The following is a 14548-nucleotide window of genomic DNA, read 5'->3' as shown; positions in this document are numbered from 1 at the left end:
GACCCCCGCGATGACGCCACTCGCCGCCAAGCGCCCGCTGCAGCTCAATGACCAAGGCCAGCTGTGCCATTTCCTCTCGCTCGACGGTTTGCCCCGCGAGCTGCTGACCGAAATCCTCGACACCGCCGACTCCTTCCTCGAGGTCGGCGCGCGTGCGGTGAAGAAGGTCCCGCTGCTGCGCGGCAAGACCGTGTGCAACGTGTTCTTCGAGAACTCCACGCGCACCCGCACTACCTTCGAACTGGCCGCCCAGCGCCTGTCGGCTGACGTCATCAGCCTCAACGTGTCGACCAGCTCGACCAGCAAGGGCGAAACGCTGTTCGACACCCTGCGCAACCTCGAGGCCATGGCCGCCGACATCTTCGTCGTGCGCCACTCCGACTCCGGCGCCGCCCACTTCATCGCCGAGCACGTGTGCCCCAACCTGGCGATCATCAACGGCGGCGACGGCCGGCACGCCCACCCGACCCAGGGCATGCTCGACATGCTCACCATTCGCCGGCACAAGGGCAGCTTCGAGAACCTTTCGGTGGCCATCGTCGGCGACATCCTGCATTCGCGGGTGGCGCGCTCCAACATGCTCGCTCTGAAGACCCTGGGCTGCCCGGACATCCGCGTGATCGCGCCGAAGACCCTGCTGCCCATCGGCCTGGAGGAGAGCTACGGCGTGCGCGTGTTCAGCGATGCCGACGAAGGCCTCAAGGACGTCGACGTGGTGATCATGCTGCGCCTGCAGCGCGAACGCATGCAGGGCGGCCTGCTGCCCAGCGAAGGCGAGTTCTACCGCCTGTTCGGCCTGACCGAGCAGCGCCTGGCCCTGGCCAGGCCCGATGCCCTGGTGATGCACCCGGGGCCGATCAACCGCGGCGTGGAGATCGAGTCGGCGGTGGCCGACGGCCCGCAATCGGTGATTCTCAACCAGGTCACCTACGGCATCGCCATCCGCATGGCCGTGCTGTCCATGGCCATGAGCGGGCAGAACGCGCAACGTCAACTCAACGCCGAGGAGGCCAACTGATGCGTACCGCAATCCTCGGCGCCCGCGTGATCGATCCCAGCAGCGGCCTGGATCGGGTCAGCGACCTGTACCTCGACGGCGGCAAGCTGGTCGCCATTGGCCAGGCGCCCGCCGGCTTCACTGCCGACAAGGCCCTCGACGCCCAGGGACTGGTCGCCGCCCCCGGCCTGGTCGACCTGTCCGTGGCGCTGCGCGAACCCGGCTACAGCCGCAAGGGCAGCATCGCCACGGAGACCCTGGCTGCGGCTGCCGGTGGCGTCACCAGCCTGTGCTGCCCGCCGTTCACCAAACCCGTGCTGGACACCCCGGCGGTGGCCGAGCTGATTCTCGACCGCGCCCGCGAGGCCGGGCACACCAAGGTGTTCCCCATCGGCGCGCTGAGCAAGAACCTGGCCGGCGAGCAGCTGGCGGAGCTGGTGGCCCTGCGCGACACCGGCTGCGTGGCCTTCGGCAACGGCCTGGACAGTTTCCGCAACAGCCGCACCCTGCGCCGCGCGCTGGAATACGCCGCGACCTTCGACCTGCAGGTGATCTTCCACTCGCAGGACTTCGACCTGGCCGAAGGCGGCCTGGCCCACGAGGGCCCCACCGCCAGTTTCCTCGGCCTGGCCGGCATCCCGGAAAGCGCCGAAACCGTGGCCCTGGCCCGCGACCTACTGCTGGTGGAGCAGAGCGGCGTGCGCGCGCACTTCAGCCAGATCACCAGTGCCCGTGGCGCCGAGCTGATCGCCGCCGCCCAGGCCCGTGGCCTGCCAGTGACGGCGGACGTGGCGCTGTACCAGCTGCTGCTGACCGACGAGGCACTGATCGACTTCTCCAGCCTCTACCACGTGCAACCGCCGCTGCGCTCCGGCAAGGACCGCGACGGCCTGCGCGAGGCGCTCAAGGCCGGCGTGATCTCCGCCATCGCCAGCCATCACCAGCCGCACGAGCGCGATGCCAAGCTGGCGCCCTTCGCCGCCACCGAGCCGGGCATCAGCAGCGTGCAGCTGCTGCTGCCGCTGGCCATGACGCTGGTGCAGGATGGCCTGCTGGACCTGCCGACACTGCTCGCACGCCTGTCCAGCGGACCGGCCGCTGCACTGCGCCTGCCTGCCGGGCAACTGGCCGTCGGCAGCGCCGCGGATATCGTGCTGTTCGACCCGCAGGCCTCGACCCTGGCTGGCGAGCGCTGGTACTCCAAGGGCAGGAACTGCCCCTTCCTCGACCACCGCCTGCCTGCGGCAGTGCGCTATACGCTGGTCGATGGTCACATCAGCTACCAGAGCTGAGCCCTCCGCGCCCGCCACCCGGCGGGCGCGCGCCTCGCGGGGCGCACCCCGCCCCCCACGCATCGCCCTGAACACGGCCTGTCTCATCCGCGACATGCCTTGCCCGCGCCACGACATTGGACGAATGAGTGACTCGACAGTCATGATCCACGTCAGGTTAGGCAGCCGAGATTTTCCAAACGCCACCGCCCTATGACTCCCGCCCGCGCCCAAGGCGCCGGCCTGGCGTCGCGCTGGCCTTGTTCAGGAGCTTTTGAGTTATGTCGCGCTTACCTGTGATCGTGGGTTTTGGGGGTTACAACGCAGCCGGGCGCAGCTCCTTCCACCATGGTTTCCGTCGCACCGTACAAGAGTCGCTGCAGCCCCAGGCCCGCCAGGAGACGCTGGCCGGTCTGGCGCAGATGATGAAACTGGTGCGCGTGGTCGATGGCCAGTATCAGGATCAGGACGGCCAGCCACTGAGCCTGGCAGACATCGAAAGCCGCTACGCCGAGCAGATCCTCGCCGGCACGCTGGTCCGCCGTATCGAGAAGCAGCACCTCGATCCGGATGCCGCCCACTGGCACAAGAACATCGGCGTCGCGCCCGCCAACGGCACGGCCCTGAGCTTCGTCACCCAGCGCAAGCAGTTGCCCGAGCCGTTGCCGGCCAACTGGTCGCTGGAAGCGCTCGACGGCAACGACGTACGCGTCACCCTGCACGACAGCTGCGAATTCAAGGTCGACAGCTACCGCCCGCTGGCCGTGAAATCCGCCGGGCAACTGCCCACCGGCTTCGAGCCGAGCGAGCTGTACAACTCGCGCTTCCACCCACGCGGCCTGGCCATGACCGTGGTCGGCGTCACCGACGCGCTGCGTTCGGTGGGTATCGACTGGCAGCGCATCGTCCAGCACGTCGCGCCGGATGAAATCGCCGTGTTCGCCAGCTGCATCATGAGCCAGCTCGACGAAAACGGTTTCGGCGGCATGATGCAGTCGCGCCTCAAGGGTGGCCGCGTCACCGCCAAGCAGCTGGCCCTGGGCCTGAACACCATGCCGGCCGACTTCATCAACGCCTACGTGCTCGGCAGCGTCGGCACCACCGGCAGCATCACCGGCGCCTGTGCCACCTTCCTCTACAACCTGCAGAAAGGCATCGAGCAGATCGCCAGCGGCAAGGCCCGCGTGGTGATCGTCGGCAGCAGCGAGGCACCGATCAACCAGGAGTGCATCGAAGGCTACGGCGCCATGGGCGCACTGGCCACCGAGGATGGCCTGCGCCAGCTCGAAGGCCGCGACAGCGTCGACTTCCGCCGCGCCAGCCGCCCGTTCGGTCCCAACTGCGGTTTCACCCTGGCCGAGGCCTGCCAGTTCGTGGTGCTGATGGACGACGAACTGGCCCTGGAGCTGGGTGCCGAGATCCACGGCGCGGTGCCGGACGTGTTCATCAACGCCGACGGTTTCAAGAAGTCGATTTCCGCCCCGGGCCCGGGCAACTACCTGACCGTGGCCAAGGCCGTGGCCAGCGCCGTGCAGCTGCTGGGGCTGGATGCCGTGCAGCAGCGCAGCTTCGTTCACGCGCACGGTTCCAGCACCCCGGCCAACCGCGTCACCGAGTCGGAAATCCTCGACCGCGTCGCCGAGGCCTTCGGCATCGAGCAGTGGCCGATCACTGCGGTGAAGGCCTTCGTCGGCCACTCCCTGGCCACCGCCAGCGGTGACCAGGTGATCGCTGCACTCGGCGCCTTCAAGTACGGCATCGTGCCCGGCCTGAAGACCATCGACGCGGTGGCCGACGACGTGCACCAGAAGCACCTGAGCCTGTCCACCGAAGACCGCAAGGTCGGCGAGCAGGCACTGGACGTGGCCTTCATCAACTCCAAGGGCTTCGGCGGCAACAACGCCAGCGCCCTGGTGCTGGCCCCGCACGTGACCGAGCGCATGCTGCGCAAACGCCACGGCCAGGCCGCCTTCGACGCCTACCTGGCGCGCCGCGAGGGCACCCGCACTGCCGCAGCGGCCTACGACAGCCAGGCGCTGCAGGGCAAGCTGGACATCATCTACAACTTCGGCAACGACATGATCGACGACCAGGCGATCTCCATCACCCGCGACGAAGTGAAGGTGCCCGGTTTCGACCAGCCGCTGGTGTTCAGGAAGGACGGGCGCTACAGCGACATGCTCGACTGAGCGTGATGCCCCGGGGAGTGGCTTTCGCCGCGCAAGTCGCCGCTGAAGCGCCTCCCACGGCCACGCCCTGCAGCCTCAGATAGGGCGGGTACAACCCGCCACTCCCCGCCAGAGACACGCCTGGTAGGAGCGGCTTCAGCCGCGATTCCCCGTCGTCGCAGCGCATCGCCGCCGCGCCCTCACGTGGGGCGGGTGCAGCCGCCACTCCGGCAGAAGATGCCTCAACCTTCCAGATCGCGCGCCAGCTCGATCAGCTCGCCACGCCACTCGGCCGCGGCCGGCAGCGCCAGGAACGACGGGTTGAGGAAGGACTCACGCGCTTCGTAGGTCAGTGCCTCGCCGGCCAGATCAAGCACCTCGCCCCCGGCCCCCTCCAGCACGCCCTGCGCTGCCGCCGTGTCCCACTGCGAGGTGGGCGCCAGGCGTGGGTAGCAATCGGCGTTGCCTTCGGCCAGCAGGCAGAACTTCAGCGAGCTGCCGATATTGGCCAGCTGCGGCGCGCCGAAACGGGCGGTCAAGCCCGCGAGCAAGGTTTCCTGTGCCGGGCTCGAATGGCGCTTGCTGGCCACCAGGGTAAAGCCCCGTGCCGGCGCCAGGCGAACGCTGATCGAGCGCTCGTCACCCGCCACGTCGCTGCACCAGGCTCCCAGGCCGGTACCGCCGTGGTAGCAGCGGCCATTGGCCGGGATGCCGACCACGCCGAACACCACGCGGCCCTGCTCGATCAGCGCGACATTGACAGTGAACTCCTCCGAACCGGCAATGAACTCCTTGGTCCCGTCCAGCGGATCGACCAGCCACCAACGCGCCCAGGCCGAGCGCTCGCTCAGGGGGATGTCGGCGGCTTCCTCGGACAGCACCGGAATGTCCGGCGCCAAGGCCTGCAGTCCGTCGGCGAGAATGTGGTGCGCGGCCAGGTCGGCAGCGGTGACCGGCGAGGCATCGGCCTTCTCCGTCACCGCGACGCCACTGCGCCAGTGAGGCAGGGTCGCCGCACCGGCGGCGCGCACCAGTTCGATCACCCGCGGAACGAGAGGATGGCTCACAGGCTGAACTCCCCGCGTGCGCTCAACAGATCACGCACCAGGTACAGCGCCGCCAGGGCACGCCCCTCGCTGAACTGCTCATGCCGGGCCAGGCTCGACAGCTCGCGCAGGCTGATGCGGTCCACCCGCATCGGCTCGGGCTCGTCACCGGGCAGACGCTCCTCGAACAGGTTGCGCGCCAGCACCACCTGGATCTTCTGACTCATGTAACCGGGGGACAGGCTCAGCTCGGTGATGTATTCCAGCTCGTGAGCGCCAAAACCCGCCTCCTCCTTGAGCTCGCGGTTGGCCGCCACCAGCACGTCCTCACCCGGTTCGATCAGGCCCTTGGGCAGCGACAGCTGATAGTCGTCGGTACCGCCGCAGTATTCCTCCACCAGCACCGCATGCTCGGCATCGAGCATCGCTACCACCATCACCGCACCGTAGCCCGAGCCCTTGCCGACCAGACGTTCGTAGGTGCGCTCCGCGCCGTTGGAGAAGCGCAACTGCACTTCCTCGACACGAAACAGACGACTGCTGGCGACTATTTCACGGGCGAGTACCGTGGGCTTCTGACGCATGGGCTGACTCCTTGGCGTGACCTGGTCGATTATCATACAGCGGCTTTTGTCATTGTCCCTGGCCGAGATTGCATCAAGGCGAAACAGGTCGACGGATTCACTCTTTGCACGAGGCCAGCATGCCCGCACTGCCCTGGCACCAGATCGACACCGTCCTGCTCGACATGGATGGCACCCTGCTCGACCTGCACTTCGACAACCACTTCTGGCTGAGCCATCTGCCACGGCGCTATGCCGAGCACCACGGCATCAGCCTGGCGCTGGCCGAGGCCGAGCTGCTGCCGCTGTTTCGCGAACATGCCGGCACGCTGAACTGGTACTGCACCGACTTCTGGAGTCGCGAACTGCGCCTGTCGATCCGCGACCTCAAACGCGAGGTCGCCCACCTGATCGCCCTGCGCCCGGATGCCGAGCTGTTCCTGCGCGCACTGCGCGACGCCGGCAAGCGCGTGGTGCTGATCACCAATGCACACCGCGATTCGCTGTCGCTGAAGATGGAGCGCGTGGAACTGGCGGCCTGGTTCGAACGCCTGATCAGCTCACACGACTACGGCTATCCCAAGGAAGACCAGCAGTTCTGGTTCGCCCTGCGCCAGGACGTCGACTTCGATCCGGCACGCAGCCTGTTCATCGACGACAGCCTGCCGATCCTGCGCAGCGCCGGGCGCTTCGGCGTCGCCCAGTTGCTCGCCGTGCGCCAGCCGGACAGCCAGGCCGGCCCCAAGGACACCGAAGAGTTCGCCGCCGTGGAGGACTACCGCGCGCTGCTGCGGGGGCTGTAGGGTGGAAACCGCGAAGGCTTCCCACCCGAGACCGCCGAAGCCGGCGGCGAGAAGCGGGCTACGCCCTAGGGGATGCGCAACACCTGGCCCGGATAGATCTTGTCCGGATGGCTGAGCATCGGTTTGTTGGCCTCGAAGATTTTCATGTAGGCGTTGGCGTTGCCGTACTCGCTCTTGGCGATGGCGCTCAGCGTGTCGCCCTTCTTAACGGTGACGAAACGCGCGGCCGGGGCCGGTGTGGTCACGCTGATCTGATCCTCGACCTCACCGACGCCGGCCACGTTGCCCAGAGCCAGCAGGATCTTCTCCTTCTCTTCCTGGGTGGCCACCTCGCCGCGCGCGATGACCTTGTCACCTTCGACGCTGACGTCGATATTCGGGTTGCCCAGGCCAACCTTGGCAACATGTTCCTTGAGCGATTCGGCGGCCTGCGCCTCCTGCCCCACCAGTGACTCCCACAGTTTGACCCCAGCATCTTTGACAAAGGCAAACAGACTCATGGCAATTCCTCTCTTTCCTTGTGGATGACCGGGCACAGCTCCCGGAGCGCAAAGTCTAGTTCACCAGACGCCCCGGATTGGCCCGCGCACATTAGAATCCGCCCAGACCAGGAGTTCCCATGGATATCAAGCAACTGAAATTTCTCGTCGCCCTCGACGAAACACGCCACTTCGGTCAGGCGGCCGCGCGCTGCCACGTGACCCAGCCAACGCTGTCCATGCGCCTGCGTCAGCTGGAGGACGAGCTGGGCCTGGAGCTGGTGCGTCGCGGCCAGCGTTTCGAAGGGTTCAGCGCCGAAGGCGAACGCATCCTGGCCTGGGCACGCAGCCTGCTGGCAGCCCAGGATGGCCTGCTCGCGGAAGCGGCGGCCTGTCGCGGCCACCTGGTGGGTACCCTGCGCCTGGGCGTCGTGCCGCTGGCCAGCTTCGACCCGATGCGCCTGATCGGCCTGTTCGCCGCCCGCCATCCGGGCCTGCGCTTCCAGTTGCACGCGTTGAGCAGCGAACAGGTTCTCGAACAGCTGGCGCGCAATCAGCTCGACCTGGGCCTGTCCTATCTCGACCGTCTGGACCGCGAGCACTTCGCCGGCCTGGAGCTGGCCGAAGCCCGCATGGGCCTGCTCTACGACCAGCGCCATTTTCACTTCGCCAGCAGCAGCCTGCGCTGGGAGCAACTGGCCGGCCTGCCCCTGGGGCTGCTGTCGACCGGCATGCACTTCCGCCAATCCATCGACCACAGCTTCCGTGCCCGTGGCCTGAGCCCGCAGGTGCGCGTGGAAGCCGACGCCGTCCATCACCTCACCCAGGCCGTCAGCGCCGGGCTGTGCTGCTGCATCATGCCGCTGCCGATAGACGGCACCCCGGCCGAAGGCCATCTGCGCCTGCTGCCCATCGAAGATGCCCACACCCTGGCCCCGCAGGGCCTGATCATGCGCCGCAGCGCGCCAGGCTCGCCCCTGGCCCAAGCCTGTTTCGAAGAGGCCCGGGACTGGCTGCAAACACCACGATAGATACGCTCGATCAAAGTATCAAAGCCAACGATTAGACGCTCCTCGTCCATGAGCCTAGGCTTGCCTGTGTCAATCTGTCACAGAGCACGCCTCGATGGCCAAGCCAGACGCCTCGCCGCAGATTGCCAGTGCCTACGCCTACGCCGAACTTGGTGACGGCCGTGCGCAGCATGCCGCACTTGCCGAAGAATGCGCCCTGGCGATCAGCTACAACGACCTGAACCAAGCCGTGATGATGGTTTCGCCCCATCACCTGGAAGATTTTGCCGTGGGTTTCAGCCTCGGCAATGGTCTGATCTCGTCCATCGACGATATCTATGACATCCAGTTGCGCGGTCTCGGCGACAGTCGCGAAGCCCGCCTGGAAGTCAGCAGCCGCGCATTCTGGGCCATCAAGCAGCAGCGCCGGCAACTGGCTGGCAGCAGCGGTTGCGGCCTGTGTGGCGTGGATGCCCTGGAGCAGGCCCTGCCTGCCCTGCAGGCGTTGCCCGGCGCGCCGCTGCCAGCACTGCAGCACCTGAGCGGGTTGCGCGAGCGCATCGGCGAACAGCAGCAGCTGGCACGCCACAGCGGCGCCCTGCATGCCGCCCTGTTCATCGACGCGGCGGGCGAGATCCGCCTGTGCCGCGAAGACATAGGCCGCCACAACGCTCTCGACAAGCTGATTGGCGCCCTGGCCCGCGAACGTATCGACACCCGCGGCGGCTTCGCCCTGGTGACCAGCCGCTGCAGCCTGGAACTGCTGCACAAGGCCGTACGTGCCGGCATCGGCACCCTGGTGAGCCTGTCCGCCCCCACGGCACTGACCGTGGAATGGGCGCGACGCCACCGCCTCAACCTGATCCACCTGCCTCATCACAGCACGCCGCGCGTCTACAGCCCGGCGCCTGACGAAGAAGACCGACCATGAGCCTGCAACCCGTCAACCCTCGTTACAAACCCTACAACGGCCCCGCTGCGGGCTGGGGTGCGCTGAACGCCGTCACCCGCTTCTGGCTGGACAGCAAGCAGCCGTTCAAGAACCTGCGCGCCCTGCTCAAGACCAACCAGAATGGCGGTTTCGACTGCCCCGGCTGTGCCTGGGGCGACTCCCCCGAGGACGGCCGCATCAAGTTCTGCGAGAACGGCGCCAAGGCGGTCAACTGGGAAGCCACCAAACGTCGCGTGGATGCGGCGTTCTTCAAGCGCTACAGCGTCAGCCAGCTGCGCGAGCAGAGCGACTACTGGCTCGAGTATCAGGGCCGCCTGACCCACCCGATGCGCTACGACGCTGCCAGCGACCGCTACGTGCAGACCAGCTGGGACGACGCCTTCGCCCTGATCGCGCAGCACCTTAAGGCGCTGCCGAGCCCGGATCACGCCGAGTTCTACACCTCAGGCCGCGCCAGCAACGAGGCAGCGTTCCTCTACCAACTGTTCGTCCGCGCCTACGGCACCAACAACTTCCCCGACTGCTCGAACATGTGCCACGAAGCCAGCGGCGTGGCGCTGATCCAGAGCGTCGGCATCGGCAAGGGCAGCGTCACCTTCGACGACTTCGAGCACGCCGACGCCATCTTCGTGCTCGGCCAGAACCCCGGCACCAACCACCCGCGCATGCTCGAACCGCTGCGTGAGGCGGTCAAGCGTGGCGCCCAGGTGGTCTGCTTCAACCCGCTCAAGGAACGTGGCCTGGAGCGTTTCCAGCACCCGCAGAACGCCCTGGAGATGCTCACCAACGGCTCCGAGCCGCTGAATACCGCCTTCTTCCGTCCGGCCCTGGGCGGTGACATGGCCGCCCTGCGCGGCATCGCCAAGTTCCTCCTGCAGTGGGAGCGCGAGGCGCAGGCCAAGGGCGAGCCCGCGTTGTTCGACCACGCCTTCATCGCCGAACACACCGATGGCGTCGACGCCTACCTGGCGCTGCTCGACGACACCTCCTGGGAGGCCATCGAGAAACAGTCGGGGCTGAGCCTCAGGGACATCGAGCAGGCCGCACGCATGTACCGCCGTGCCGAGCGGGTGATCATCTGCTGGGCCATGGGTATCACCCAGCACCACCATTCGGTGGCCACCATCCAGGAAATCGTCAACCTGCAACTGCTGCGCGGCAACCTCGGCCGCCCCGGCGCCGGCCTGTGCCCGGTGCGCGGCCACAGCAACGTGCAGGGCGACCGCACCATGGGCATCAACGACCGCCCACCGGTGGCGTTGCTCGACGCCATCGAGGAACGTTTTCAGTTCAAGGTGCCGCGCGAGAACGGACACAACACCGTGGAAGCGATCAACGCCATGATCGACGGCCACGCCAAGGTGTTCATCGGCCTCGGCGGCAACTTCGCCCAGGCCACCCCGGACAGCCCGCGCACCCACCAGGCACTGCAGAGCTGCGACCTCACCGTGCAGATCAGCACCAAGCTCAACCGCAGCCACCTGACCGTGGGCAAGGATGCGCTGATCCTGCCGTGCCTCGGCCGCACCGACATCGACCGCCAGGTCGACGGTCCACAAGCGGTGACGGTGGAGGATTCGTTCAGCATGATCCACGCCTCCTACGGGCAGCTGGAACCGCTTTCCGGCAGCGAGATGCGCTCGGAGCCGGCCATCATCGCCGGTATCGCCAAGGCGACGCTGGGCGATCACCCGGTGGCCTGGGACGCGCTGATCGCCAACTACGACCGCATCCGCGACCTGATCGCCGACACCATTCCCGGCTTCCAGGACTTCAACCGGCGTGTCGCCAACCCCGGCGGCTTCTACCTCGGCAACTCGGCCGGGGCCCGGCAGTGGAGCACCGCCTCCGGCAAGGCCAACTTCAAGGCCAACGCCCTGCTCGAGGACCTGCTCCCCCCGCAGGTTCGCGAAAGCGGTGAGACCCCGGACCTGATCCTGCAGACCCTGCGCTCGCACGATCAATACAACACCACGGTGTACGGCCTCGATGACCGCTACCGTGGCGTGCGTGGCCAGCGCGACGTGCTGTTCGCCAACGAGGCGGACATCCTGCGCCTGGGCTTCAAGCCCGGCCAGAAAGTGAACATCCGCTCGCTGTGGAACGACGGTGTCGAGCGCTGCGTCAGCGGCTTCACCCTGCTGGTCTTCGACATTCCCGCCGGCCAGGCTGCGGCCTACTTCCCCGAGGCCAACCCGCTGGTGCCGCTGGAAAGTGCCGGTGTCGGCAGCAGCACGCCGACCTCCAAGTTCGTCGCCATCTGCCTCGCGGCAGCGAACGGCAGCAACCTGCTGGGCAGCAGCGCGACCAGCTGACCGGCGGCCTGGAACCTCGAACGGAAATCGCCGGTCAATGGCGTAACCCCTGCCATCTGGCGGTTTCTGCATTCGAGGTGTCCATGAAGTCTCTGCAACTCTTCTTCCTTTCCCTTGGCCTGAGCAGCGCAGGCTATGCCTTTGCCGGCAGCACCGAAGCCGGCCTCGGCGGCGCCCTGGGCGGAGCGGTGGGTGCGATGGTGGGCCAGCAGGTCGGTGGCAACACCGGTGCCGCCGTGGGCGCTGGCCTGGGCGGCGCAGCCGGCAGCATGGTCGGCGCCGATCGCCGCAGCCGTACGGAAGCAGCCATCGGTGGCGCACTGGGTGCGGCGGGCGGCAACGTGGTCGGTCAGCAGGTTGGCGGCAACACCGGCGGAGTGGTCGGTGCCGCGGTCGGCGGCGGTGCCGGTGGTGCGCTGGGCAACTACATGGGCAACGCCAGCTACGATGACGATCGCCGTGGCAAGCATCGCCACTACAACGGCAAGAAGCATCGGAAACACCACAAGCACTGGCACCGTCGCTAACGCACACCCAGTACCCAGGGTTCGTGGCGGCGACCGAAAGCGACATCGACCTGCGCCTTGAACCCTGACTGCTGATAGGCCGGCGTCCAGCCGCGCGCCTGCTCCCGGTAGGCATGGGGAACGCTCAGGCGTCCATTGTCCAGGCGGATGCTGGCGCCATAACCGCCTTGCGCCGAATGGCGGTAGGGCTCGATGCGTCCGGCCAGCAACACCTGACGCTGCCGATCCGGCCAGCGCTGGCGCAGCGCCTCAGGGTCCACCCCCGCATCCACCAGCATCAGGCGACTGGCCCGCTGTTCCTCGTGCTCCAGGCGACGGCGGCGCTCGTCCCGCTCCTGCTGCAGCAGTTCACTGTCGGGGCTGGCCTGCAACTCGGCCTCGGCCAGGCTCAGCGCCTGGCGCACCTGCTCGACCTGGCGCCGGTAGCTCGGCCCATCCAGCTCCAGCACCAGCCAGACCTCGCGCGCCGGCTGTCGCCCCAGCTCGACCTGCCCGTCGCCGACAGCGAACCCCAGCGCCCTGAGTTTGGCCGCGTCCAGCCAGGGCAGCTGCCAGTCGTCACCGGGGCGGCGCCAGAGCAACTGCAGACGCGTCACGGCATCCCCCTCATCCGCCAGCCAGCCACTGGAAACGCGCTGCAGCTCGCGCTCGCTGAGCGACAGGCGCGCCTCGGGCTCGCCGCTGCGGTTGTACCAGACGCCGCCCAGGGCAACGGCGTTGCTCAGCAGCACGATACCCAGGGCCAGCCACAGGGAGCGCTTCATGCTGCACCGCCATTGGCCGTGCGCCGCCAGCGCTGCAGCAGCACCAGCAGCAGCAACGCGATCAGACCGAGCAGAAGGAAGAACAGGTAGCGTGGCAACAGCTGCCACCACCAGTCGAACAGTTTGGCGAACAGCATGATCAGGGCGAAGACCAGCCCGGTGCTGACCACTTCGCTCCAGCCACGGCGAATGCCCAGCCAGATCGCCAACCCTGACAGGGCGAAGCCGAGGGTCTGATAGAACGCCTCGATCCACCCCGTGGACCAACCGAGATAGCTGCCGCCGCCCCAGTAGGACAGCACCAGCACCGGGCCGAGCAGATAGAGCAGCCCCATCACCCGGTAGCAGGCCGCGAACCCCAGGTAGCGGCGCTGATCCCACCCCTGCGGCACGAGCAGCAATGCGGTCAGCGGCATGAACAGTTCCGGTCGCTCCGCCAGCGACCACCAGTGCCAGCCGGCCCAGTCCCCCAGGCGCGCGGCGACGAACAGGCCGAAACAGAGCAGCGCCACCACCAGCAGCAGGCGCTGGCGGCACTGATAGGCCAGCAGCAGGGCCAGCGCGCCCCAGGGCAGCAAGGCCTTGTCGGACGGGGCGATGTTGAAGATCTGCCCGAGCATCGACAGGTTGAGCACGAAGCACACGAACGCCAGCACGGCTGCCAGCCTGGCGTAATAGCCGGAGCTGTCGCGCCGCTGCAACCAGTGGCACAGCAGCAGGCTGCCCAGGGTACTGCCGAGCAGGATGGCGACCTGAGCGGAAGCGGCGAACAGCCCCCAGAACTGGTAGAAGAGGAAGAACAGGCCGGCGGCCAGCGCCAGCGCGCCGAACAGCGAGGCCAGGCGCATGCCCAGCGACAGCTGGCGGGCACGAGCGTCGGCGTCGATGTCCAGCGTCTGGCGGAAGTGCGCCAGCAGGCGTTGATGGTGGCTGCTGACCGCCTGCGCCTGAGCCTCGCTCAATTGCAGGACCTGCTCCGCGCTCAGTGCGCTCAACTCCTCGCGGAACGCAGCGATGCGGGCAGCGCGCTGCTGCGCCTGCTCACGCTCGAAATCGGACATGGGCACTCCCTGGCGAATGACTGCCCACAGCCTAGCAGGCCATCGCAGAACTACCTATGCCGGCAAGGTAGCGGTGAAAGCAGCGTCACATCGCGGGTTCACTGCAGGTCACCGGCCATCTTCTGCCAGTGCGCCAGCCGGCGCTGCCGATCAGGCGCTGAGCAGACTCGCCAGCGCCGCGCGCAAGGCATCGGGTATGGCCACCGGGCGATTGCTCGTGCGCTCGACGAAGACATGCACGAAGCGCCCCGCCGCGCAGGCCTGCTCCTCGCCCGCCCGGAAGATCGCCAGCTCGTACTGCACCGAGCTGTTGCCCAGCTTGCCGACGCGCAGCCCCACCTCGATGGCATCGGGGAAGGCGATGGAGGCGAAGTAGTCGCAACTGGAGCTGACCACGAAGCCCACCACCTCGCCGGCATGGATATCCAGGCCGCCCTCGGCGATCAGGTAGGCATTCACCGCACTGTCGAAGTAGCTGTAGTAGGTCACGTTGTTGACGTGGCCATAGATGTCGTTGTCGTGCCAGCGCGTGGTGATCGGCTGGAAATGGCGGTAGTCGCCACGCAGGTGCTGGGGTGGGTTCATGCAGGTT

General features: G+C 67.3%; 14 protein-coding genes. 8 read left to right on the top strand and 6 right to left on the bottom strand.

From position 1 onward, the window contains the following. Positions 1-10 precede the first annotated feature (10 nt). The 3 genes from EWH21_RS03190 (at position 11) to EWH21_RS03180 (ending at position 4457) form a co-directional block, all read left to right on the top strand. The gene (locus EWH21_RS03190; RefSeq protein WP_037050152.1) at positions 11-1018 is read left to right on the top strand and encodes an aspartate carbamoyltransferase catalytic subunit; all 1008 of its coding nucleotides are present in this window, start codon (positions 11-13) and stop codon (positions 1016-1018) included. Next, positions 1018-2289 carry a dihydroorotase gene (locus EWH21_RS03185; protein ID WP_277699770.1) on the top strand — a complete coding sequence of 424 codons (1272 nt, stop codon included), beginning with the start codon at positions 1018-1020 and terminating at the stop codon, positions 2287-2289. Before EWH21_RS03190 ends, EWH21_RS03185 begins: the two co-directional genes overlap by 1 nt. Before the next feature lie 260 nt (positions 2290-2549). Beyond that, the gene (locus EWH21_RS03180) at positions 2550-4457 is read left to right on the top strand and encodes a beta-ketoacyl synthase (RefSeq protein WP_277699769.1); all 1908 of its coding nucleotides are present in this window, start codon (positions 2550-2552) and stop codon (positions 4455-4457) included. Between the two features lie 221 nt (positions 4458-4678). Here the strand turns inward: EWH21_RS03180 and cysQ are convergent, their stop codons facing one another. Beyond that, positions 4679-5503: a 3'(2'),5'-bisphosphate nucleotidase CysQ gene (gene cysQ, locus EWH21_RS03175; RefSeq protein ID WP_277699768.1), complete on the bottom strand. Its 825-nt coding sequence runs from the start codon at positions 5501-5503 to the stop codon at positions 4679-4681. Then, positions 5500-6066, bottom strand: coding sequence for an ADP compounds hydrolase NudE (gene nudE, locus EWH21_RS03170; RefSeq protein WP_037050162.1), 567 nt, complete (start codon positions 6064-6066; stop codon positions 5500-5502). The genes cysQ and nudE overlap by 4 nt, the downstream gene beginning before the upstream one ends. Positions 6067-6185: 119 nt before the next feature. Here nudE and yrfG point away from each other — a divergent pair, with 119 nt between their 5' ends. After that, entirely contained in the window at positions 6186-6848 is a 663-nt protein-coding gene (gene yrfG, locus EWH21_RS03165; RefSeq protein ID WP_277699767.1) for a GMP/IMP nucleotidase, read from the top strand. Positions 6849-6913: 65 nt separating this feature from the next. Here the strand turns inward: yrfG and lysM are convergent, their stop codons facing one another. Beyond that, complete coding sequence (lysM, locus tag EWH21_RS03160; RefSeq protein ID WP_037050164.1) at positions 6914-7348, bottom strand: peptidoglycan-binding protein LysM; 435 nt, start codon at positions 7346-7348, stop codon at positions 6914-6916. Between the two features lie 119 nt (positions 7349-7467). Between lysM and EWH21_RS03155 the strand changes: the two genes are divergently transcribed. The 4 genes from EWH21_RS03155 to EWH21_RS03140 all read left to right on the top strand — a co-directional run bounded on the left by EWH21_RS03155 (position 7468) and on the right by EWH21_RS03140 (position 12131). Beyond that, complete coding sequence (locus tag EWH21_RS03155) at positions 7468-8358, top strand: LysR family transcriptional regulator (RefSeq protein WP_277699766.1); 891 nt, start codon at positions 7468-7470, stop codon at positions 8356-8358. 94 nt (positions 8359-8452) lie between these two features. After that, positions 8453-9268 (top strand): formate dehydrogenase accessory sulfurtransferase FdhD, encoded by an 816-nt coding sequence (gene fdhD / locus EWH21_RS03150; RefSeq protein WP_134678171.1) that lies wholly within the window; start codon positions 8453-8455, stop codon positions 9266-9268. Continuing rightward, the gene (locus tag EWH21_RS03145; protein WP_277699765.1) at positions 9265-11604 is read left to right on the top strand and encodes an FdhF/YdeP family oxidoreductase; all 2340 of its coding nucleotides are present in this window, start codon (positions 9265-9267) and stop codon (positions 11602-11604) included. Before fdhD ends, EWH21_RS03145 begins: the two co-directional genes overlap by 4 nt. A gap of 83 nt (positions 11605-11687) precedes the next feature. Further along, the gene (locus EWH21_RS03140; RefSeq protein ID WP_150607647.1) at positions 11688-12131 is read left to right on the top strand and encodes a glycine zipper 2TM domain-containing protein; all 444 of its coding nucleotides are present in this window, start codon (positions 11688-11690) and stop codon (positions 12129-12131) included. Here the strand turns inward: EWH21_RS03140 and EWH21_RS03135 are convergent. From EWH21_RS03135 to EWH21_RS03125, 3 genes are all read right to left on the bottom strand, one after another. Continuing rightward, positions 12128-12895 carry a DUF4824 family protein gene (locus EWH21_RS03135; protein WP_277699764.1) on the bottom strand — a complete coding sequence of 256 codons (768 nt, stop codon included), beginning with the start codon at positions 12893-12895 and terminating at the stop codon, positions 12128-12130. The two genes, EWH21_RS03140 and EWH21_RS03135, sit on opposite strands and share 4 nt — an antisense overlap. Beyond that, positions 12892-13956, bottom strand: coding sequence for a DUF2157 domain-containing protein (locus EWH21_RS03130; RefSeq protein ID WP_037050177.1), 1065 nt, complete (start codon positions 13954-13956; stop codon positions 12892-12894). Before EWH21_RS03130 ends, EWH21_RS03135 begins: the two co-directional genes overlap by 4 nt. Before the next feature lie 150 nt (positions 13957-14106). Continuing rightward, a complete protein-coding gene (locus EWH21_RS03125) occupies positions 14107-14541 on the bottom strand; it encodes a thioesterase family protein (RefSeq protein WP_037050180.1) in 435 nt (144 codons plus the stop codon). Positions 14542-14548: the final 7 nt, after the last annotated feature.

Source organism: Pseudomonas sp. REST10 (genome assembly GCF_029542605.1).
GTDB classification, from domain to species: domain Bacteria; phylum Pseudomonadota; class Gammaproteobacteria; order Pseudomonadales; family Pseudomonadaceae; genus Aquipseudomonas; species Aquipseudomonas khazarica.
Note: the sequence above shows the minus strand (reverse complement) of the source record. Positions and strands in the feature narration are given on the sequence as shown.

Coding starts and splice junctions, on each gene's coding strand:
- EWH21_RS03190 (WP_037050152.1), top strand. CDS start 11: ATGACGCCACTCGCCGCCAAGCGCCCGCTGCAGCTCAATGACCAAGGC.
- EWH21_RS03185 (WP_277699770.1), top strand. CDS start 1,018: ATGCGTACCGCAATCCTCGGCGCCCGCGTGATCGATCCCAGCAGCGGC.
- EWH21_RS03180 (WP_277699769.1), top strand. CDS start 2,550: ATGTCGCGCTTACCTGTGATCGTGGGTTTTGGGGGTTACAACGCAGCC.
- nudE (WP_037050162.1), bottom strand. CDS start 6,066: ATGCGTCAGAAGCCCACGGTACTCGCCCGTGAAATAGTCGCCAGCAGT.
- yrfG (WP_277699767.1), top strand. CDS start 6,186: ATGCCCGCACTGCCCTGGCACCAGATCGACACCGTCCTGCTCGACATG.
- lysM (WP_037050164.1), bottom strand. CDS start 7,348: ATGAGTCTGTTTGCCTTTGTCAAAGATGCTGGGGTCAAACTGTGGGAG.
- EWH21_RS03155 (WP_277699766.1), top strand. CDS start 7,468: ATGGATATCAAGCAACTGAAATTTCTCGTCGCCCTCGACGAAACACGC.
- fdhD (WP_134678171.1), top strand. CDS start 8,453: ATGGCCAAGCCAGACGCCTCGCCGCAGATTGCCAGTGCCTACGCCTAC.
- EWH21_RS03145 (WP_277699765.1), top strand. CDS start 9,265: ATGAGCCTGCAACCCGTCAACCCTCGTTACAAACCCTACAACGGCCCC.
- EWH21_RS03140 (WP_150607647.1), top strand. CDS start 11,688: ATGAAGTCTCTGCAACTCTTCTTCCTTTCCCTTGGCCTGAGCAGCGCA.
- EWH21_RS03135 (WP_277699764.1), bottom strand. CDS start 12,895: ATGAAGCGCTCCCTGTGGCTGGCCCTGGGTATCGTGCTGCTGAGCAAC.
- EWH21_RS03130 (WP_037050177.1), bottom strand. CDS start 13,956: ATGTCCGATTTCGAGCGTGAGCAGGCGCAGCAGCGCGCTGCCCGCATC.
- EWH21_RS03125 (WP_037050180.1), bottom strand. CDS start 14,541: ATGAACCCACCCCAGCACCTGCGTGGCGACTACCGCCATTTCCAGCCG.